This window comes from Enterobacter sp. HK169 (genome assembly GCF_001719105.1).
Lineage (GTDB): Bacteria > Pseudomonadota > Gammaproteobacteria > Enterobacterales > Enterobacteriaceae > Enterobacter > Enterobacter asburiae_B.
In genome coordinates this window covers 3,435,956-3,457,533 of record NZ_CP017087.1, presented here as the reverse complement: position 1 = coordinate 3,457,533, position 21,578 = coordinate 3,435,956, and the positions used below count along the sequence as shown (strand labels likewise).

Below are 21,578 nucleotides of genomic sequence, written 5' to 3'. Positions count from 1 at the left end.
CCCAGGCTGCCTTTTTTGTTGCTTGCTACTGATTCCGCGTCGCCCTGAGCAGCGTCTCCAGCGGATAGACCGCCGCAATCACCACCTCGTCCTTAACCTTCGCCGCGTTATCCAGCTCGCTCTGAATCGAGGCTATCTCTTTATCATCCAGCGTGCCCTGGCGCGCCACCAGATCCGTCAGCCTCAGGCCAATGGAGGCCAGCTTATCCACCTCCTGGATCACCGGCTTCATGGCCTTCAGCTGATAGCTGTTTTCGCTTAGCGCCAGCGCGTCGCTGGTGTTGCTCTGCCAGCGATTAAAGACGTGGCGCAGCGCGTCGGCGCTTTCCGCATCTTCCGCATCGCTCACCAGGCGGTCCGCCCATTTGTTCATCTGGCGCACGGTGGCGCTTTCGGCATTCAGCGCATCGGCGAAGCGGTTGAGCGGTTCGAACTGATGATAATTTCCCGCCTGGAACTTCAGGTGCTGGCGGGTGTAATACTGCGCGGGCTCTACCGCCTGAGCGAGGATCTGCAGCGGCAGCGTGTCGGCATTAACGGCAAGGCGCGTGAACTGCACCTGCTGCTGGGTATGCTGCTGCAGCCCGACAGACACCGTCGACCAGCTGTCCATCGCCTGCAGGCGGGTGTACATGTTGTCGACGTCGTTGACGTCCTGCGCGGACCACAGCCTCTCCGCCACCGCGAAGGTGCGCGGCCACAGGCGGATATCCAGCACCGGCGCCACCACGTTTTCCGCCCACAGCGCGGCTTCCCCGCCGAGCAGGTTGGCCTGATTCGCCACGTCCGGCACGACGGGCGGAATGCCTTTCGGCACCGCGTCCAGACGCGTGCCGCTGATTGGATAACGCGTATTCCCCACCAGGAAATAGCCGGTGAGTTTATCGTTATCGACGGAAACCACCGGGCGCGTCTCGCCCATCCACGTGTCGACGGTGAAGGTCACCTGGCTGTCGTCACGCCATTCAATATCCTGCACCGCGCGGCGGGATTTCCCGGCAAAATCAATAAACCCGCGCCAGCCTGAATCCCCTTTCACCAGCGTAAAACTCCCCTCTACCGGCTTGCCCTTCAGGCGCGGCATGGAGAAGGCCCAGCTCTGGACGCTGTCGGTGTCGGCAATCACATCCACGCCGTTCAGCCCCTGTGGGACAATTTCGTTGCGGTAGTGATAGGCGGTGGACTGGGGCTGGTCGAGATAGAAACCGGTCGAGAGAATGCCCTTGTAGCCGTTTTGCGCCACCTGCCCCAGCGCGTCCTGCCCCTGCCAGGACTGGATCAGAATGCTTTTCGGCAGGTCGGGATGATAGATCTCATCCCAGCCGACCATCTGCCGGTGATGCTTCTCAAGGATCGTTTCCAGCCTGCGGTTGAAATACGCCTGCAGCGCGTGGCTGTCCGCCAGCCTGTTGTCGCGCATGAAGTTCTGGATCGCGGCGTTCGCTTTCCACTGGCTGTCGTCGACCTCATCGCCGCCGATATGCAGATACGGATCGGGGAAGATCGCCGCCAGTTCGCTGACCATCGCGTCAGCAAAGGCGTAGGTTGCCTCTTTAGTGGGATCTAAAACCGGCTTCAGCACGCCCCAGTGGCGCTCCATGGCGTACGGCCCCGGGGCGCTCATCAGCTCCGGATAGGCTACGGCAATCGCCGAGGCGTGGCCCGGCATGTCGATCTCCGGCACCACGCGGATACCGCGCTCGGCGGCGTAACGCACCACTTCACGCATCTGTTCAGGCGTGTAGAACAGTCCGTCGCTGGCAAGCTGCGTCAGCTTAGGGTAGCGCTTCGAGCTGAAGCGCCAGCCCTGATCGTCGGTTAAGTGCCAGTGCAGGACGTTGAGCTTCGCCGCGGCCATGCCGTCGATCTGGCGCTTGATATCCGGCAGCGGAATAAAATGACGCGCCGAGTCGAGCAGCAGCCCGCGCCACGGGAAGCGCGGCGAATCTTCAATGGTGACCCACGGCAGCGAGGTGTTTTCCGCCCCGTTCTGCATCAGCTGAAGCAGCGTTTCCATGGCGCGCAGCGCGCCGAAGCGGGTGTTGGCGGAGATATCGACGCCGTCGGCATCCACCGTGAGCCTATAGCTTTCATCGCTGTCCGGCAGCGGCTGCGGTTTTACCTTTTTGGCAATCGCGATACGGATGGTCGGCTTTTCAGGCTTGTCGGCCTGGGGCTGCAGCGTCCAGCCGGTTTGCAGGGCAATGCGCTGGCGCAGGCGGTTGACGGCGTCACCGAGATCGTCCCCGCTGACGCTAATGGATACGTTGTTGTTGAGCACCAGCGCGCCCTGGGTCGTCGGGCGTTCGACCTTCGCAGGCCAGGGCATCAAAGGGAGATCGCCTGCCGGGGCGGCAAACGCAGAGGCGCCGAGCATCAACCCGGCGGTTAAGAGACTGTACCGTAACATGAATGTTCCTTATCTGACGGGCCAAATAAAGGCAAAACATTCTGTTAACATGCGCTCAATTTGTCGTCAAGCGAATGCGCCGACGGAGATCACAGGTTGTTGAATTTGGGAGGAAAGCCAGCCCCCTCACCCCAAAGGAGCGAGGGTGAAAGGCGACACCGAGCGGTCCCCTCTCCCTTTCAGGGAGAGGGTTAGGGTGAGGGTAAAAAATTACTGCCACCCGTACCGACGCGCATAGAATCCTTTCACCATCTGCGTCAGCACCATGTAGCCCGCGAGGATAGCCACCAGCCACGGGAAGTAGCTCAGCGGCAGCGCCTGCAGCTGCAGGTAGCCTGCCAGCGGCGAGAACGGCAGCGCGATGCCGAGCGCCATCACAATGCCCGTCATTACAATCAGCGGCCACGCGGCGCGGCTCTGGATGAACGGAATACGGCGGGTGCGGATCATGTGCACAATCAGCGTCTGCGACAGCAGGCCTACCACGAACCAGCCGGACTGGAACAGCGTCTGGTGTTCCGGGGTGTTGGCGTGGAACACAAACCACATCAGGCAGAAGGTCAGGATGTCGAAGATGGAGCTGATAGGCCCAAAGAACAGCATAAAGCGCCCGAGATCCGCCGGGTTCCAGTGCTGCGGCTTCTGGATCTGCTCGTCGTCCACGTTATCAAACGGGATAGCCACCTGAGACACGTCGTACATCAGGTTCTGGATCAGCAGATGCAGCGGCAGCATCGGCAGGAACGGCAGAAACGCGCTCGCCACCAGCACGCTGAAGACGTTACCGAAGTTGGAGCTGGCGGTCATCTTGATGTACTTGAGCATATTGGCGAAGGTACGGCGCCCTTCGATCACGCCCTCCTCCAGCACCATCAGGCTCTTTTCCAGCAGAATAATATCCGCCGCCTCGCGGGCGATATCCACCGCCCCATCGACGGAGATACCGATGTCCGCCGCACGCAGCGCGGGCGCGTCGTTGATGCCGTCGCCCATAAAGCCCACCACGTGCCCTTCACGCTTAAGCAGGGTGACGATGCGCTCTTTGTGCATCGGCGTCAGGCGGGCAAACAGCGTGGTACGCTGGGCAAGCTTCGCCAGCTCGTCGTCGGACAGGTGCTCAATATCGCTTCCCACCACCACGTCGCCCGCGTCCAGCCCCACTTCATGGCACACTTTGGCCGCCACCAGCTCGCTGTCGCCGGTGAGAATTTTGACGGTAATACCGCTCGCCTTCAGCGCTTTCAGCGCCGGCGCGGTGGTCTCTTTCGGCGGATCGAGGAAGGCGATGTAACCCTCGAGGATTAGATCGGATTCGTCGATACGCTGATAGTCACCCTCGCGCGCGGGCAGGAACTTGCTCGCGACCGCCACCACGCGCAGCCCCTGACGGTTCAGGTTGTCGGTGACGCGCTTGATGCGGCGCAGCATGGTGTCGTCCAGCGGCACGATGTCGCCGTTATAGCGAACCTGCGTCGACACGTTGAGGATCTCCTGCAGCGCCCCTTTGCAGATCAGCTGATGCACGTCCGTCTGCTCGCTCACCACCACCGACATGCGGCGGCGCTCGAAGTCGAACGGGATCTCATCCACCTTCTGCCAGCGCCCGGAGAGCGTGCGGGCGGATTCCTCATCCACCCCTTCCAGCACCGCGACGTCGAGCAGGTTTTTCAGCCCGGTCTGGTAATGGCTGTTCAGCCACGCGCTGTGCAGGACGCGCTCGCTGGTTTTGCCGGAGATATCGGTGTGGTTCTCCAGCACGATTTTGTCCTGCGTCAGGGTGCCGGTTTTATCGGTGCAGAGGATGTCCATCGCGCCAAAGTTTTGAATGGCGTCGAGGTGTTTAACGATCACTTTCTGTTTAGAGAGCTTCACCGCCCCGCGCGCCAGCGTGGAGGTGACGATCATCGGCAGCATTTCCGGCGTCAGGCCAACGGCCACGGAGAGCGCGAACAGGGCCGCTTCCCACCAGTCGCCTTTGGTGTAGCCGTTGATCAGCAGCACGATCGGCGTCATCACCATCATAAAGCGGATCAGCAGCATGCTGACGCGACCAATCCCTTTCTGGAAGGCGTTGGGCTCGCTCTCCTGCTCGCTGACGCGCCCGGCAAGCTGACCAAACCAGGTGTCGCCGCCAGTGGCGGTGACAATCGCCTGCGCGGTGCCGCTGACGACCGTGGTGCCCATAAAGCACAGGGTGTCGCACTCGAGCGGGTTCATCTGCTGCGGGTCGCGGCTGCGCGCCACCTTTTCAACGGGCAGGGATTCCCCGGTCAGGGAGGCCTGAGCGACGAACAAATCGCGTGCCTGGATAATGCGTAAATCCGCCGGGATCATGTCCCCCGCGGCCAGCTTCACCAGATCGCCCGGCACCAGCTGGTCGATCGGCAGCTCCACCCAGGCGTTTTCGCCGAGATCGTTAATCACGCGCGAGACGGTCGCGGTGTTGCTGACCATCGCCTTCAGGGCGTCCGCCGCTTTGGTGGAGCGGGCCTCCTGAATAAAGTTCAGCAGCGTGGAGATACCCACCATCAGGGCAATAACGCCTGCGGCAAACAGATCTTCCGTCGCGTAGGAGATGAGGCCGAGCACGGTCAGCAGCAGGTTGAACGGGTTGCGGTAGCAGAGCCACAGGTGCACCCACCACGGAGACGGCTTTTGCGCCGGAATCTGGTTATCGCCGTGCACGGCGCGGATTTTTTCCACTTCGGCCGCATTTAGCCCTTCCGGGTGTCCGCCGAACGCGCGCCAGACTTCGTTTTCATCCATCGCCGCCACGTTCAGGCAGCGTTCGGTCAGGGACGCGGGGATCGCCGCCCCCGCCATGTTTTTGGCGTTTGGCAGCGGGTCGCGCTGAACAAGACGGTGTGGCAGGTGGCGGCTCAGCAGCGCCTGCAGCTGCCGGGTGATATTTTTAAACATAGTCATTCCTCCGCATCCGCCTGGGCGGACGCAGCAATTCCTTCAGGCGTGGCAAAGCCGTACCTGAGAGGCACTCAATTTTTCAAGCAGGAACGTTTAAGACGTTGCTGCCTCACGCCGGTGAGACAGCAAAAGCTGGCTTACCGGAAAGAACGCATTCTCCCGTTCAGGAGAGGTGTGGGATCGGGATCCATGAAGCCTCCGGTAAGTAAAAAAACAGGGTGTCGCCGCGCAGTACAGGGATTTAGGCATACCCTTTATGACGATTCGGGCGGTATTATACCCCCCTGCAAATAAACCGAACGTAAACCAGACTTTGCCCATAGCGAAATCGCGCTATAGCATTAGGCTCAATTCACTACATCGTCGTTGTTACAGGGAATACAGCATGCAGAACCGCCTTACGATTAAAGACATCGCGCGTTTAAGCGGCGTGGGGAAATCGACCGTCTCACGCGTGCTGAACAACGAAAGCGGCGTCAGCGAACGCACCCGCGAGCGCGTTGAGGCGGTTATGAATCAGCACGGTTTTTCCCCTTCCCGCTCCGCGCGCGCCATGCGCGGGCAGAGTGACAAAGTCGTCGCCATCATTGTTTCTCGTCTGGACTCTCTGTCTGAAAATCTCGCCGTGCAGACCATGCTGCCCGCCTTCTATGAGCAGGGGTATGATCCGATCATGATGGAGAGCCAGTTCTCTGTGCAGCTGGTTGAAGAGCATCTGGGGATGCTCCAGCGGCGCAACATTGATGGCGTGGTGCTGTTCGGTTTTACCGGCATTAAGGACGAGATGCTGAAACCCTGGCAGCCTTCGCTGGTGCTGCTGGCGCGCGATGCCCACGGGTTTGCCTCCGTCTGCTATGACGACGAGGGCGCCATCATTACCCTGATGCAGCGCCTGTTTGACGAAGGTCATCGCCACATCAGCTTCCTCGGCGTCCCGCACGCGGACGTCACCACCGGCAAGCGCCGCCATGAGGCGTATCTGGCCTTTTGCAAAAAGCACAACCTCTCCGCCGTGGCCTCCCTGCCGGGGCTGGGCATGAAGCAGGGCTACGAGCAGGTCGCCAGCGTTCTTACGCCGCAGACCACGGCGCTGGTGTGCGCCACGGATACCCTGGCGCTGGGTGCCAGCAAATATCTGCAGGAGCAGCGCATCGATAATCTGCAGGTGGCGAGCGTCGGCAGCACGCCGCTGATGAAGTTCCTGCACCCGGAGATCATCACCGTCGATCCGGGCTACGCCGAGTCCGGCAGACAGGCCGCAGCACAGCTTATCGAGCAGATAAACGGGCGTTCAGAGCCTCGTCAGATCGTCATTCCCGCTCACCTTTCGTAACCCCTCTAAAACAGATTATTGTGATCTTCGCCTGATTTCGGGAACGTTCCCATTTTCGCCGTCACGCTGAAGGAGTAGGCTTGCGCTCAGGTCATTACACCCCCTCACCATCTGTCATGAGGTTTCATGATGAGTAAAGTCAAACAAGCAGATATCGATCGGCTGATCGTCCTGGTCGGCGGACGCGAAAACATCGCTACCGTCAGCCATTGCATTACCCGCCTGCGCTTCGTGCTGAACGATCCGGCCAAAGCCAACCCGAAGGCCATTGAAGAACTTTCCATGGTCAAAGGCTGCTTCACCAACGCCGGGCAGTTCCAGGTCGTTATTGGTACCGAAGTGGGCGATTACTATCAGGCTCTGCTGGCGACAACCGGGCACTCTTCTGCCGATAAAGAGCAGGCGAAGAAGGCCGCGCGCCAGAATATGAAGTGGCACGAGCAGCTGATTTCCCACTTCGCGGAAATTTTCTTCCCGCTGCTGCCCGCGCTGATCAGCGGGGGCTTAATCTTAGGCTTCCGTAACGTCATCGGCGATGTGCCGATGAGCGACGGCAAAACCCTGGCGCAGATGTATCCGGCGCTGAAAACCGTTTACGATTTCCTGTGGCTGATTGGCGAGGCGATCTTCTTCTATCTGCCGGTCGGGATTTGCTGGTCCGCGGTGCGCAAGATGGGCGGCACACCGATTCTCGGTATCGTGCTGGGCGTCACGCTGGTCTCTCCACAGTTAATGAACGCTTACTTACTTGGTCAGCAGGTGCCTGAGGTGTGGAACTTCGGCCTGTTTACTATCGCCAAAGTGGGCTATCATGCGCAGGTCATTCCGGCCCTGCTGGCCGGTCTGGCGCTGGGCTTTATTGAAACGCGCCTGAAGCGCATCGTGCCGGATTACCTCTATCTGGTAGTGGTGCCGGTCTGCTCGCTGATTCTGGCGGTGTTCCTGGCGCACGCCTTTATCGGTCCGTTTGGCCGCATGATCGGCGACGGCGTGGCCTTCGCGGTGCGTCACCTGATGACCGGCAGCTTTGCGCCAATCGGTGCAGCGCTGTTTGGCTTCCTTTACGCCCCGCTGGTGATCACCGGCGTGCACCAGACCACGCTGGCCATTGATATGCAGATGATCCAGAGCCTCGGCGGCACGCCGGTCTGGCCGATTATCGCCCTGTCTAACATTGCACAGGCGTCGGCGGTCACTGGCATCATCATCGTCAGCCGCAAGCACAACGAGCGTGAGATCTCCGTTCCGGCAGCCATCTCTGCTTACCTCGGCGTCACAGAACCGGCGATGTACGGTATCAACCTGAAATACCGCTTCCCGATGCTCTGCGCGATGATCGGTTCCGGTCTGGCGGGCCTGGTGTGTGGTCTGAACGGCGTGATGGCGAACGGGATTGGCGTCGGCGGCCTGCCGGGCATTCTCTCCATCCAGCCGGCTTACTGGCAGGTGTTTGCCCTGGCGATGGCCATCGCGATTATCGTCCCTATGGCGCTCACCACCGTGGTTTACCAGCGTAAGTTCCGTCAGGGCTCGCTGCAGATTGTTTAACTTCTTCTTTCGGGGCGCAGTTGCGCCCCTTCGCATTTGCAGGAACGCATTATGAATACCCTTCCTCACTGGTGGCAGAACGGCGTCATCTATCAGATTTACCCAAAGAGTTTCCAGGATACCACCGGCAGCGGCACCGGCGATCTGCGCGGCGTGACGCAGCGTCTGGACTACCTGAAAACCCTCGGCATCGACGCCATCTGGCTGACGCCGTTTTATATCTCCCCGCAGGTGGATAATGGCTACGACGTGGCGAATTACACCGCCATCGACCCGGCTTACGGCACGCTGGATGATTTCGACGAGCTGGTTGCCCGGGCGCACGAGCGCGGCATCCGTATCGTGCTGGATATGGTGTTTAACCACACCTCCACGCAGCACGCCTGGTTCCGCGAGTCGCTGAACAAAGAGAGCCCGTACCGCCAGTTCTACATCTGGCGCGACGGCACGCCGGAGCAGCTTCCCAACAACTGGCGCTCCAAGTTTGGCGGCAACGCCTGGCGCTGGCACGCCGAGAGCGAGCAGTATTACCTGCATCTGTTCGCCCCGGAGCAGGCGGATCTCAACTGGGAGAACCCAGAAGTGCGCGCCGAGCTGAAAAAGGTGTGCGAGTTCTGGGCCGATCGCGGCGTCGACGGCTTGCGTCTCGACGTGATTAACCTGATTTCGAAAGATCAGGATTTCCCGGACGACAACACCGGAGACGGCCGCCGCTTCTACACCGACGGGCCGCGCGTTCACGAATATCTGCAGGAGATGAGCCGCGACGTCTTCACCCCGCGCAACCTGATGACGGTGGGCGAGATGTCCTCGACCTCGCTGGAGAACTGCCAGCGGTACGCCTCGCTCGACGGACGCGAGCTGTCGATGACCTTTAACTTCCACCACCTGAAGGTGGACTACCCCGGCGGAGAAAAATGGACGAAGGCGAAGCCGGACTTCGTGGCGCTGAAAACCCTCTTCCGCCACTGGCAGCAGGGGATGCACAACAGGGCGTGGAACGCGCTGTTCTGGTGTAACCACGATCAGCCGCGCATCGTGTCGCGCTTTGGTGACGAAGGGGAATACCGCGTTCAGGCCGCGAAGATGCTCGGCATGGTGCTGCACGGCATGCAGGGCACGCCGTATATCTATCAGGGCGAGGAGCTGGGGATGACCAACCCGCACTTCAGCCGCATCACCGACTATCGCGACGTGGAAAGCCTGAACATGTTCGCCGAACTGCGCGCCAACGGCCGCGAACCGGATGAACTACTGGCGATTCTGGCGAGTAAGTCCCGCGATAACGGGCGAACCCCAATGCAGTGGGACGCTTCGCACAATGCGGGCTTTACCGAGGGCGAGCCGTGGATTGGGGTCTGCGATAACTACGAGACGGTGAACGCCCGCGCGGCGCTCGACGACCCGGATTCGGTGTTCTACACCTACCAGTCGCTGATCGGCCTGCGTAAAACCCTGCCGGTGCTGACGTGGGGAGATTATGAGGATCTTCTGCCGGAACATCCTTCTCTTTGGTGCTACCGTCGTCAGTGGCAGGGGCAGACGCTGATGGTGGCGGCGAACCTGAGTAATACGCCGCAGGAATGGCAGACAGACGCTCTCAGCGATAGGTCGCAGGTGCTGATGAGTAACTACCCGGCACCGCAAACGACGTCGCTGCGTCCGTTTGAAGCCGTCTGGTGGTTGCAGCAGTAATTCTCTCTACCGGGTGCGGCTCAGCACCCGGCTTACTTTACTGTTTTTGTTGAGTAAATAATCAGATTTTTCTCTCGCGCCTTTACAATCGCTGAATCGCCCGTCGTTTGTACTCTCGTCTTTTTACTTTGTTCTGCATCAAATAAATCGCAAACATGTTTGATGCAAATCACTATATGTAGCACTTAAAATGCACGCCGACCCAACATCTTGTATTTATCGTCTACTATTCCAACAACAAGACGGCGCTTACGCTGGCCGGAATTGTGGATAACACGAGCTGGGAACGCGGGAAGTCTTTGGCCCGGCGGGGAATACGCCCGGTTATGACTTCTCCACCTCTGTGGATAACCTGTTTTCAAAAAATGGAGTGATCATGACACCGCATGTGATGAAACGTGATGGCTGTAAAGTGCCGTTTAAATCAGAGCGCATCCAGGAAGCCATTCTGCGTGCAGCTAAAGCAGCGGGAGTCGATGACGCAGATTACTGCGCCACCGTCGCAGAAATCGTTAGCAGCCAGATGAACGAACGCAGCCAGGTCGATATCAGTGAGATCCAGACCGCGGTTGAGAACCAGCTGATGGCGGGGCCCTACAAGCAGCTGGCGCGCGCCTACATTGAGTACCGTCACGATCGTGACGTGCAGCGTGAGAAGCGCGGTCGTCTGAACCAGGAGATCCGTGGCCTGGTGGAGCAGACCAACTCCGCCCTGCTCAATGAAAACGCCAACAAAGACAGCAAAGTGATCCCGACCCAGCGCGACCTGCTGGCCGGTATCGTCGCCAAACACTATGCCCGTCAGCACCTGCTGCCGCGCGACGTGGTGTCGGCGCACGAGCGCGGTGAAATTCACTACCACGATCTCGACTATTCGCCGTTCTTCCCGATGTTCAACTGCATGCTGATCGACCTGAAAGGCATGCTGACCCACGGTTTTAAAATGGGTAACGCCGAGATTGAACCGCCTAAATCAATCTCCACGGCCACCGCCGTCACCGCGCAGATTATCGCTCAGGTCGCCAGCCATATTTACGGCGGCACCACGATTAACCGCATTGATGAAGTGCTGGCCCCGTTCGTGACGGCAAGCTTCAACAAGCATCGTAAAACGGCCGAAGAGTGGCAGATCCCGGACGCCGACGGCTACGCGCACTCCCGCACCGAGAAAGAGTGCTACGACGCCTTCCAGTCGCTGGAGTATGAAGTGAACACGCTGCATACCGCCAACGGCCAGACGCCGTTTGTGACCTTCGGCTTTGGTCTGGGCACCAGCTGGGAATCGCGCCTGATCCAGCAGTCCATTCTACGCAACCGCATTTCCGGCCTCGGTAAAAACCGCAAAACGGCGGTGTTCCCGAAACTGGTGTTCGCCATCCGCGACGGCCTGAACCACAAGTTTGGCGATCCGAACTACGACATCAAACAGCTGGCGCTGGAGTGCGCGAGCAAGCGCATGTATCCGGACATCCTGAACTACGATCAGGTCGTCAAAGTGACCGGTTCGTTTAAAACGCCAATGGGCTGCCGCAGCTTCCTCGGCGTGTACGAAGATGAAAACGGCGAGCAGATCCACGACGGGCGCAACAACCTTGGCGTCATCAGCCTGAACCTGCCGCGCATCGCGCTGGAGGCGAAAGGCAATGAAGCGGAATTCTGGACGCTGCTGGACGAGCGCCTGCAGCTGGCGCGTAAGGCGCTGATGACCCGCATCGCGCGCCTTGAAGGGGTCAAAGCCCGCGTCGCGCCGATCCTCTATATGGAAGGAGCCTGCGGCGTACGTCTGAAAGCGGACGATGACGTGTCGGAGATCTTCAAAAACGGTCGCGCGTCCATTTCGCTGGGCTATATCGGTATTCACGAGACCATCAACGCCCTGGCGGGCGATACGCATATGTACGACAGCGAGGCCCTGCGTGAGAAAGGCATCGCCATCGTTCAGCGCCTGCGCGACGCGGTTGACCAGTGGAAAGAGGAAACCGGCTACGGGTTTAGCCTCTACAGCACGCCGAGCGAGAACCTGTGCGACCGCTTCTGCCGTCTGGATACCGCCGAGTTCGGGATTGTGGAAGGCGTGACCGACAAAGGGTATTACACCAACAGCTTCCACCTCGACGTGGAGAAAAAGGTGAACCCGTACGACAAGATCGACTTCGAAGCGGCCTATCCGCCGATCGCCAGCGGCGGCTTCATTTGCTACGGCGAGTACCCGAACATTCAGCACAACCTGAAGGCGCTGGAAGACGTATGGGATTACAGCTATCAGCACGTGCCGTATTACGGGACCAACACGCCAATCGACGAGTGCTACGAGTGCGGCTTTACCGGTGAGTTCGAGTGTACGAGCAAAGGCTTTACCTGCCCGAAATGCGGCAACCACGATGCGGCTCGCGTCTCCGTGACCCGTCGCGTGTGCGGCTATCTCGGCAGCCCGGACGCGCGTCCGTTTAACGCCGGGAAGCAGGAAGAGGTGAAGCGTCGCGTGAAGCATTTGGGGAATGGGCAGATCGGGTAAGTTCTGCGCAGGGTTCTCCCCCTCACCCTACCCCTCTCCCTCAAGGGAGAGGGAACCGATCGAGCACATTGCTAAGCCTGACACCGGTTTTCTCCCTCTCCCTGTGGGAGAGGGGCGGGGTGAGGGCATCAGGTTAACGCTATGAATTATCATCAATACTACCCCGTCGACATCGTCAACGGCCCCGGCACCCGCTGCACCCTGTTCGTTTCAGGCTGCGTCCACGAATGCCCCGGCTGCTATAACAAAAGCACCTGGCGCTTAAATTCCGGCATGCCGTTCACCGCCGAAATGGAAGACCGGATCGTCAACGACCTGAACGATTCGCGCATCAAACGTCAGGGGATTTCCCTCTCCGGCGGCGATCCGCTGCACCCGCAAAACGTGCCGGAGATCCTGAAGCTGGTGAAGCGCATTCGCCGCGAATGTGCAGGCAAAGATATTTGGGTCTGGACGGGATATAAGCTGGATGAACTCAATGCGCAGCAAAGAGAAGTAGTGGATCTGATTAACGTCCTGGTCGACGGCAAGTTCGTGCAGGATTTAAAAGACCCAGCCCTGATCTGGCGCGGCAGCAGCAACCAGGTTGTGCACCATTTGCGATGAACGCTAAAGCCGTTTGTTTGCATCATGATAAACGGCTGATTTCTCTCGCTTACCGATAGCGATAACAAATACCGTTACAACGTTGTCCTGAACCTGATAGACCAAACGATAACCCTGCGATCTGAGTTTTATTTTGTAGCAATCCGGCAGACCATGCAGGCGGGCCGATTCGACCCTGGGGCTCACCAGCACGTCCGCAAGTTTCTTCTTAAACTGGTCTTTTACAGTCTGCCCCAGCTTGCTCCACTCCTTTAACGCCCTCGGGTCAAATGCCAGTTCATAAGTCATCCAGACTAACCTTGATTCCCTTTTGCGGATTCGCCAGTCGCTCCCGGACCGTCTGTATCAGCGCATCTTCGCTGTCGCTAATCGTGACCGTTTTCACCGGCATACGTCCCGTCTCCGCGACGTACTGAAACAGTAATCGCACGGCTTCCGTTGGGGTGATATTGAGTTTTTCCAGCACGGCATAAGCCTCGTTTTTGAGTTTGTCATCCAGACGGACGTTCAGCGTGGCCATTATGCCTCCAGTAAAATCGAATGTGTAATGCAGTTTAGCATTACATTCGCATTACATCGAATTCTGGATAACGCCTCTCAAAACCGACTCAAACTCTCCATCGCCACCGCCTTAAACCCGGCAAAGTCACCGCAGCTACAGAGCCGCGACATCGCCCGTTCACGCAGGAAGGTGACGAAGATATCGTAAATCGCCATCGCCTCTTCGTATTCGCTTTTGCTGATGGCGAGCAGGAAGATGACGTGCGCGGTTTCGTCTCCCCACTGAACGCCGTGCGGGGCGAGCACGGTATAGACTACCGTTTTCTGCGCCAGCAGGCCGAGGGAGTGCGGCAGCGCGATGCCGTCGCCGAGCATGGTGCTGACGATGGCTTCACGCTCAACGACAGAATCCAGGAACTCCGCGCCGACAAACCCCTCGCCTTCAAGCTGCGCGCACAGTTCCCGGAACAGAGTTTGCTGATCAACGGGCTTGTCGAGAATGCGGAAATGGGCCGCGTCGAAGTATTTATCCAGCATCCACGGGCGGGTGCGGTCCACCAGCACCAGCTTGCCGATCTGCTCTAACTGATAATCGGTCGGGAACGGGGCGATCATCACCACCGGTTTGGATTTTTCGCTCACGCGGGCGGTGGAAATGACAAAGTCCTCGCCGATCGAATCCGCCAGCTCGTACTCGCGCAGGGTGAGCGTGCGGGCCACCTCAATCTGCGGGTACTTGCGCTGGAGCACCGCCTCGATCATGCGGACCATAGCATTCCCGGCGTCGCATACCAGCAGCACCCGCGGCTGGCGCTGGTAGCCGATGTTGTAATGGCGCTCCAGCCCGACGCCGATATGCAGCACCAGGAAGCCGATTTCGTTTTCGCTGATCACATACGGCGTGTATTTTCCCCAGCTCGACACCGCCGCGAGGGTCATATCCCACGCCATCGGGTAGTGCTGCTTGATGTTATCCAGCAGCGGATTGGGGATCATGATTTGATACCGCACGCGGGTGATCATGGTTTTGATGTGCGTGAGCAGGTCCGCGTGCAGCTGCGCGTCGCTGAGCAGGTTGTAGTTATAGTGGGTGTTGATGTAGCGCAGGATGTAGTTGACCAGCGCTTCGTCGTCATCCGCGTTAATTGCGCTCGGGGCAATCTCCTGAATCTGCCGCGCCGCAATGTGCACGCACAGCCAGCTCTCCTCCGAAGGTGAAAGCGCTTTGCCCGCCAGCTGCTGGATAGTGACGGCGATATCCTTCGCCGCCTCGCGCACGTTCTCTTCCACGTCTTCGGCATGGAATTCCGGCAGCGGATAGCCCTCGCTGATGCGCCGCACCGACACCGCACAGTACAGGCGCAGGAACAGCTCGCCTTCGTCGGTCAGACGGATGTGATGACGCGTCAGCGCCTCGTGTAGCACGGGCACCATCTGCTCCGCCACGCCTGCATTCAGCGCCACGTCGGTCACCAGCGGGTTCAGGCTGTCCTGCTGCGCCAGCTCCCAGAGCAGATCGGTCAGGCAGGCGCGGGTCGACATCTCGCTGCCAAACAGCTTCATGCCGTGGCGCGGGCGCGTTTCCAGCGTCAGGTTATAGCGGTGAAACCACTCGCGGACTTCGGCCATGTCGCTCTGCAGCGTGGCGCGGCTGACGAACCACTCGTCCGCCAGATCCTCGAGCTTAAGAGAAAATGCCGAGGTGAGAAAACGCACCACCAGATAGTGCACGCGCTCCGGCCCGGTCCGGGGAATACGCAGCGCGCGCGGGTGGGATGCCTGCAGCTGCTGGTAGCGCTGGGCATCATCAATTTTGAGCTGATAACCGTTGCCCCGGCTCAATATAAACTGCGCACCGTGGCTTGCCAGCAGCGCGTTCAGGGCGGTGATATCGGCACGGACGGTTCGCGTGGAGACCGACAGCCGCTGCGCCAGCTCGTCCTGCGGCAGCGTCTCGTTTTGCAACAGATCGAACAGTTGCGCTAAACGTTGGTTCGGAAATCGCACGGGTTTGTCCTCTTACAGCTTAAGGTGAAATGACCATCTGGGATGGGCTGCCGACCGGGGTATAGTCCGGCTCGAAGCTCAATTTGCCGTCCTGCGCCACGCGGAAACGGGTGATGTTGTCGCTGCGCTGGTTCATGACGTACAGCCAGCGTCCCTGCTTATCGAGCGTCAGGGTGCGCGGGTAGTCGCCGCGCGTCCACACGTCGTCCTGATGCGTCAGCGTGCCCTCCGCTGTTACGGTAAAGTGCCCGATGCTGTTATGCAAACGGTTAGCCACATACAGCTGTTTACCGTCGGCGCTTAATGCGAGCCCGGCAGCAAAGCTGGTGCCTTTGTAACCTTCCGGCAGGGCTGAGAGCGTTTTGCCCTCTTTCAGGGTGCCGTTGGCGTTCACGGTATAATGGGTGAGCGTAGACGCCTCTTCGTTAATCAGCCACAGGGCATCGCCTTTTGGCGTAAAGACGAAGTGGCGCGGCCCGGCGCCTTTTGAGGAGGCGCTGATAAACGGCGGATCGTTAGGCGTCAGCTTCCCTGTTCGATCGTCAAAACGGTACTGGTAGAGGCGATCTAGCCCAAGATCGGTGGAAAACACGTATTTCCCGCTCGGATCGGCGGCGATCATGTGCGCGTGGGGGCCGTTGTGATCGCTGATGGCAAAGCTTCCTTCGACAGCCGCTTCCGGCTTCGCTGCACCCGGTTCGCCTTGATCCTGACGTTTATCCGTAGCCTCACCCAGGCTGCCGTCTGCTTTAACGGGCAGCACTGCGATAGATCCGCTGACATAGTTCGCCACCAGCAGATGACGACCGTTCGGGGTCAGCGACAGGTAAACCGGCCCCGCGCCGCCGGAGGCCACCTGATTCAGCTCGCTCAGCTCGCCGTTATCCCCCACCCGCAGCGCCTGCACCACGCCCTGCTCCACTTCGCTTGCCAGATAGAGCGTTTTGCCATCGCGTGAGACGGCCAGCTGCGCGGCGTTCGGCAGCCTGCTCACCAGCGTTTTATTCGCCAGCGCGCCGCTTTGCGGGTCAACGGTAAAGCGGTACAGCCCTTCGCCGTTGGGGTTGTAGGTGCCCACCCAGGCGTACTGCGGCTGGGCGATAGCGGCGGTGGCGAGCATTGAGAGTGAAGCAACAAGCAGGGTACGGGTGTGCATGGTGGCTCCTTCAGGTGTGTGCGGTTTGTTTTCCCTCACCCCGGCCCTCTCCCAAAGGGAGAGGGGGTAAAAGTTCCCTCTCCCTTTGGGAGAGGGTTAGGGTGAGGGCAGATACTACTTCACCAGCTTCTTCGTCATCGCAAGCAGCGTACGCACGTCTTCCGGGCGCGTGTCGCCGCTGGCTTTGTCGATAATTGAGCTGTAGATATGCGGGATGATTTTGCTCACGCCCGCGTCGAGGGCGATCTGCAGGATCTCCTCATAGTTTTCCAGATCGATACCTCCGGTCGGCTCCAGCCAGAAGTCGTGACGGGCGCAGGCTTCCGCCACCGCGTTGTACTCGTCACGGCACTTCAGGCCGCCCATCGGGAAGTATTTGATGGAGCTGCCGCCGAAATCCTTCAGCAGGGCAATCGCGGTTTCAACCGGCACAATGCCGTCCGGAGCGTTGCTGCTCAGCGGTCCGGTGGAGATTTTGACCATCCCCACGGTGCCGGTCGGAGAGACCAGGCCGTTGACCACCGACTCATTCTGCCCCAGCAGCGCGCGGCTGGTGGCCACGCCGGTGAAGACCTGGTTGACGTGCTGCGGCTGCACCTGACGGGAGATCTCGCTCACCATCGCCGACTGGTTCGGATCCCCCGCGCCGAGGCCGACGGAGAGTGCGTTATCGATCAGCGCGGCATATTCACGCATATCGGCAACGGCGCTCGCCACGTCCGGGTAATTTTTGGAGAGCACGCCCACCAGCACGTGACCTTCCGCCGCCTCGTAAATGGCGCTGGCGTTGGCTTTCGATCCTGCCAGTACGTTCAGGCAGACGCGGTCACGGTAAAAGTTGGGGGTCAGTTTCATGCTTTTTTCTCCTGTCCTAATACTTCGCTAATGCGGCGATACACGATGTTCAGCTGGTCAGCATTCACGCTGCGCACGTCCGCCTCGATAATCCCTTCGTTGGCCTTGTAGCCACGGAAGTAAATGGCATATTCGCCCTGCTTGAGCTTCGCCACCAGATCGCCCGTGCCGACGCCCGTTGCGGCTTCGTCGAACTTAATCTCGGTGCGCGCGATATCGCGACCGGCGCTGTCCCAGACCACGCGCGCGGTCACGCCGTTGAGGGTGTTGAGCGCCTCGATAAACGGCGTCATCTTCGCCACCATCTCGGCCCCGCTCTCTTTGGTCGCCGTCAGGTAGTGTTCGATGGCGCAGGTCAGGCCAAGAATGCCCTCTTTGCCCACCTTCATCGCGCGGCCAATGCCCGCGGTCTGGCGCTTCACCCACTCAACGTACTGGGTTTTGCCGATCACCAGCCCGCTGGTTGGGCCTTCAATCGCCTTCGCGCCGCTGTAGATCACCAGATCGGCACCGGATCGGTAGTACGCGTGCAGATCTTCTTCCGCCGCCGCATCGACGATCAGCGGGAGATCGTGCTTGCGCGCCACCACCGCCGCCTGCTCGACGCTGAGCATGCTTTTCTGCACGCAGTGGTGCGATTTGATGTAGAGGATCGCCGCCGTGCGCGGGGTGATCGCCGCCGCCAGCTGATCGGCGGAGCATTCGTTGGCGTAGCCCGCCTCCACCAGCTTGCCGCCGCCCAGCGCCACCATGGTGCCCACCGGCGCGCCAAAGTTCACGTTGTGGCCTTTCGGCAGGACGATTTCGTTGTTCTCAATCGGGGTCACGTGCAGGTTTTCCAGCAGCCAGTCGCTGTCTTTGACCAGCACCGCCGCCACGGACTGGGCTATGCCCGCCGACGCGCAGGAAACCACCGTCGCGCCTTCCACATCCAGCAGCTTCGCGATGTACTCCCCGGTTTTATTGACCAGATCCTTCATCTCGAAATAGTGATTCATGCCGTCCATCGCCGCCTGCACCACTTCCGGGCGCGGCGTGGAGACGCCCAGCGCCGTCATGCGGCCAGAGGTGTTGATAACCTGCTTTAAATGGTACTTCTCATAAATCGAAGGCATGTTCCGTGCTCCCTTGTTCGGTCATGTAGCCCTTGCCCGCGCGGATCGCGGCAAGCGGCACCAGAATGTGTTCAGCCTGCAGGCTGTCGTTTTCGGCGTCCGTCAGCACCGTCGGCTGGCGTTTAATTGTGAACAGCGTCAGGTCGGCGTCGAGACCCGGCTGGATGCGGCCCTTGCGCGCCAGGCGCAGGCCGTCGGCGGCGTTGGCGGTCACGCAGGCAATCACCTGCGGCAAGGACATGCCGATGGCGAGAAACTTCGACATCACGCTTGCCAGCGAGCCCACCGGGCCGTTGATGCGGTTGCGGCAGTAGATATCCGAGCTGATGGTGTGCGGCAGAATGCCCCTCGCGATGGCGCGTTTCGCCACCTCAAAGCTGAAGCTCGCCGTGCCGTGGCCGACGTCCAGACGCACGCCGCGCTTCAGGGCGGAGGTGATGGAGGCGCGCAGCTCGCCGGAGGGCGTCAGAATGCGGTTGGGTTTGCCGTTGTAGCAGTGGGTGATGATGTCGCCGGAGCTCAGCAGCTCGGCAATTTCGTCGAGGTTCGGCGGGTTGTTGCCGATGTGCACCATCAGCGGCAGGTCGCCGTTCTCTTTCTGAATGGCTTTCGCGCGCTCCAGCGGCGTGATGCCGTTTTCACCGACCACGCTGCTGCTCATGCGCGCCTTCAGGCCGACGATAAAATCAGGGTGGCGCTTCACCGCCTGCTTCACCGCGTCGGCGTCGATATTCGCCATGTTGGCCAGCTCGTTCTGGGCAATCAGCCCCACGCGGGAGATGTTCAGCAGGGCAAACACCTCGGTGGAGGCCCTGCGGGTGATGTCATAGAAATCGTCCACGTCGTCGGCGCCGGTACTGCCCGCGTCCACCACGGAGGTGACGCCGGTGGCAATGCCCACGCTGTCCGGCTCGTCGTGGTAAATTGGAGAATTCGGGTAGCAGTGAACGTGGGAGTCAATCCAGCCTGCACTGACGAACACGTCGCCGTTCAGCTCAACCGTTTTATGCGCGGGGGCGTCAATGTCCCCCAGCGCCGCGATCTTCCCGTCCTGAATGGCGATATCGGTCAGGGTATCGTCGGCAAAGCGCGCACGGCGCAGGAGTAAATCAAACATGAGGATCTCCTGATAAGGCGGGCGCCTGAGCGCCCGCGGGTATTAAAGGGCGACCGGGAACAGCCAGCCCAACAGCATTGCGCCGAGGATCGCGCCACCGGTGATCGGCTTCTGCCAGATGTAGAACACCAGCGCACCCAGCAGGGAGCCGACGCCGATAGGAATGGAGGCGGTCATGGCGCTGAGGATAATCAACGGCCCGAGGAAGCGGCCGGAGGCGTTACCCGCGCCCATCATCACGTCTGCACCGTAGGTGGAGTTGCTCTGGTTGATGGTGAACTTACGCGCCAGGATGATGACGTAGCCAATCGCCAGACCAATCACCAGGCCGGTAATCAGCGCGGCAATGAAGTTGGTCACCGGGAACATGATGCCCGCGCCCAGCAGCAGCGCCGGAACGCCGAGGCCCACGCCGGTCTGGATGGCGCCACCGATGTCGAGAATACCCACCAGCGAGCCCTCGATAATGCGGGCGAACAGGAAGCTCGCGCCGAACGCCGCCACCGCGCCGTAAACCCCGGTATCGATCCCCGCTTTCAGCATCGCCACGAAGGCCACTTCGTTAAACGCGCCGATGCCGTAGAGGTAGTACATGTGCGTCCCGGCGAAAACGCCGGAGGAGAGCAGGCCAACGAAGATCGGGAACGACCAGTCGGCATACCAAAAACCTTTATTCTGTTCCATTTAGAGGCTCCTGTTATTTACCGCTGAGCGAGTTGTGGATCATGTCGAGCCAGTTCGGCACGGTCAGATGGAAGGATTCGATCATCTTCATGTCGAAGCCGCGGAAGAAGCCGCTCAGCACGAAGAGCAGGACGATCGCCGCCATCATCACTTTGGTGACGTGGTTCCAGCCGCTCTCTTCCACGCCTTTCCCGATCAGGATCCCCAGCACCAGGCCCGGTACGGCGTTGCCCATGATCAGCTGCGCCGCGCCGCCAAAGATGGTGGCCCAGAAGCCCGATTTTTTACCCGCGTCGATGGCCGCCAGCCAGAAGATCACCGGCATGACGGTGTTGACCAGCAGGTTTGCCGCCGGTACCAGCACCTTCACGGCGGTGACCTGAAGCGCTGCCGGCACGGAGGAGGCGGTCAGGTTCAGGAAGGTGACGACGAGCATGCCAATCACGCCGCAGGCAATTGCCATTTTGCGCGGGTCGTGCAGCGTTTCGCCGACGTTACGGTTTTTGATCATCAGTGCAGCAGCACCCCAGTTCGGGATGATGCGGTGGTCAACGTCCTGTGTGAAGGCACCTGCGGCCACGGAAGAGGCCCAGGCGTTAAAGAAGAAACCTAACCCAAAGGAGAAGTGGGACGCCGGATCCCCTTCACAGGAGTTCAGTTCCCCCAACGTACGAAACGCGCCCATACCCTGAGTGGTAGGCGCATGAAACATGCGTGCAGCCCCGGCGCCAACACCGACGCCAACCAGGCCGCCAATGATGAGCGATTTTATTAATATAATTAAGAACATCAGTCTGCCCTTTTATGAATAATCAGCGTTGCGTGACGAAATCCACCTGGTCAAGATTGATAGCGGTCACGTTGACGGTCACATCCAGCTCCACGCTGTAGGTGCGTCTTTCCCGGCGCAGAAAGAAGAACAGAAACGCTTCTTTTCGCACCGCTTCTTGCGCCTGAACGACCTGCACATCCTGTGGCTCAATACGCAGTAAGATATGCGGTGAGGCTTTCATCACCGCGGCCTGAACGTGGTTGAGCGCGTCGGCAAAGGCGCGCGCTTTGGCGTCGCCTTTGCCCTTCACTCTCACCGTGGTTGTGAACTGTTCTTTCATGC

At 59.9% G+C, this 21,578-nt stretch carries 17 protein-coding genes; 5 read left to right on the top strand and 12 right to left on the bottom strand.

Annotation, left to right across the window (positions count from 1 at the left end):
• Positions 1-25: 25 nt before the first annotated feature.
• The gene (locus tag EnteroDNA1_RS16410) at positions 26-2,410 is read right to left on the bottom strand and encodes a beta-N-acetylhexosaminidase (RefSeq protein WP_069303569.1); all 2,385 of its coding nucleotides are present in this window, start codon (positions 2,408-2,410) and stop codon (positions 26-28) included.
• Positions 2,411-2,620: 210 nt separating this feature from the next.
• Positions 2,621-5,329 (bottom strand): magnesium-translocating P-type ATPase, encoded by a 2,709-nt coding sequence (gene mgtA, locus EnteroDNA1_RS16405; RefSeq protein ID WP_069303568.1) that lies wholly within the window; start codon positions 5,327-5,329, stop codon positions 2,621-2,623.
• Positions 5,330-5,717: 388 nt separating this feature from the next.
• On the opposite strand from mgtA, the gene treR reads away from it, so the two are divergent.
• From treR to nrdG, 5 genes are all read left to right on the top strand, one after another.
• Positions 5,718-6,665, top strand: coding sequence for a trehalose operon repressor TreR (gene treR / locus EnteroDNA1_RS16400; RefSeq protein WP_023310194.1), 948 nt, complete (start codon positions 5,718-5,720; stop codon positions 6,663-6,665).
• Positions 6,666-6,794: 129 nt separating this feature from the next.
• Positions 6,795-8,213: a PTS trehalose transporter subunit IIBC gene (treB, locus tag EnteroDNA1_RS16395; protein ID WP_069303935.1), complete on the top strand. Its 1,419-nt coding sequence runs from the start codon at positions 6,795-6,797 to the stop codon at positions 8,211-8,213.
• Positions 8,214-8,264: 51 nt separating this feature from the next.
• Positions 8,265-9,908 (top strand): alpha,alpha-phosphotrehalase, encoded by a 1,644-nt coding sequence (gene treC, locus EnteroDNA1_RS16390; protein WP_069303567.1) that lies wholly within the window; start codon positions 8,265-8,267, stop codon positions 9,906-9,908.
• 376 nt (positions 9,909-10,284) lie between these two features.
• Positions 10,285-12,423, top strand: a complete 2,139-nt coding sequence (gene nrdD / locus EnteroDNA1_RS16385) for an anaerobic ribonucleoside-triphosphate reductase (protein WP_045888490.1) — start codon at positions 10,285-10,287, stop codon at positions 12,421-12,423.
• 141 nt (positions 12,424-12,564) lie between these two features.
• Positions 12,565-13,029 carry an anaerobic ribonucleoside-triphosphate reductase-activating protein gene (gene nrdG / locus EnteroDNA1_RS16380; protein WP_048980697.1) on the top strand — a complete coding sequence of 155 codons (465 nt, stop codon included), beginning with the start codon at positions 12,565-12,567 and terminating at the stop codon, positions 13,027-13,029.
• 3 nt (positions 13,030-13,032) lie between these two features.
• On the opposite strand, the gene EnteroDNA1_RS16375 is transcribed toward nrdG, so the two are convergent.
• The 10 genes from EnteroDNA1_RS16375 to EnteroDNA1_RS16330 all read right to left on the bottom strand — a co-directional run bounded on the left by EnteroDNA1_RS16375 (position 13,033) and on the right by EnteroDNA1_RS16330 (position 21,576).
• Positions 13,033-13,317 (bottom strand): type II toxin-antitoxin system RelE family toxin, encoded by a 285-nt coding sequence (locus EnteroDNA1_RS16375; protein ID WP_033144499.1) that lies wholly within the window; start codon positions 13,315-13,317, stop codon positions 13,033-13,035.
• Positions 13,307-13,549 (bottom strand): type II toxin-antitoxin system RelB/DinJ family antitoxin, encoded by a 243-nt coding sequence (locus EnteroDNA1_RS16370; protein ID WP_008501400.1) that lies wholly within the window; start codon positions 13,547-13,549, stop codon positions 13,307-13,309. The genes EnteroDNA1_RS16375 and EnteroDNA1_RS16370 overlap by 11 nt, the downstream gene beginning before the upstream one ends.
• A gap of 77 nt (positions 13,550-13,626) precedes the next feature.
• Entirely contained in the window at positions 13,627-15,537 is a 1,911-nt protein-coding gene (locus EnteroDNA1_RS16365) for a BglG family transcription antiterminator (RefSeq protein WP_069303566.1), read from the bottom strand.
• A gap of 19 nt (positions 15,538-15,556) precedes the next feature.
• Positions 15,557-16,693 carry a lactonase family protein gene (locus tag EnteroDNA1_RS16360; protein ID WP_069303565.1) on the bottom strand — a complete coding sequence of 379 codons (1,137 nt, stop codon included), beginning with the start codon at positions 16,691-16,693 and terminating at the stop codon, positions 15,557-15,559.
• Between the two features lie 114 nt (positions 16,694-16,807).
• The gene (gene dagF / locus EnteroDNA1_RS16355; RefSeq protein WP_033144496.1) at positions 16,808-17,548 is read right to left on the bottom strand and encodes a 2-dehydro-3-deoxy-phosphogluconate aldolase; all 741 of its coding nucleotides are present in this window, start codon (positions 17,546-17,548) and stop codon (positions 16,808-16,810) included.
• On the bottom strand, positions 17,545-18,663 hold the full coding sequence (locus EnteroDNA1_RS16350; protein ID WP_045888480.1) for a DgaE family pyridoxal phosphate-dependent ammonia lyase: 1,119 nt from the start codon (positions 18,661-18,663) through the stop codon (positions 17,545-17,547). Before EnteroDNA1_RS16350 ends, dagF begins: the two co-directional genes overlap by 4 nt.
• Positions 18,647-19,780 (bottom strand): amidohydrolase/deacetylase family metallohydrolase, encoded by a 1,134-nt coding sequence (locus EnteroDNA1_RS16345; protein ID WP_069303564.1) that lies wholly within the window; start codon positions 19,778-19,780, stop codon positions 18,647-18,649. Before EnteroDNA1_RS16345 ends, EnteroDNA1_RS16350 begins: the two co-directional genes overlap by 17 nt.
• A gap of 42 nt (positions 19,781-19,822) precedes the next feature.
• Positions 19,823-20,464, bottom strand: a complete 642-nt coding sequence (locus EnteroDNA1_RS16340; protein ID WP_023310183.1) for a DUF4310 family protein — start codon at positions 20,462-20,464, stop codon at positions 19,823-19,825.
• 13 nt (positions 20,465-20,477) lie between these two features.
• On the bottom strand, positions 20,478-21,254 hold the full coding sequence (locus EnteroDNA1_RS16335) for a DUF4311 domain-containing protein (protein WP_023310182.1): 777 nt from the start codon (positions 21,252-21,254) through the stop codon (positions 20,478-20,480).
• 22 nt (positions 21,255-21,276) lie between these two features.
• On the bottom strand, positions 21,277-21,576 hold the full coding sequence (locus tag EnteroDNA1_RS16330) for a DUF4312 family protein (protein WP_006810338.1): 300 nt from the start codon (positions 21,574-21,576) through the stop codon (positions 21,277-21,279).
• Positions 21,577-21,578 lie beyond the last annotated feature (2 nt).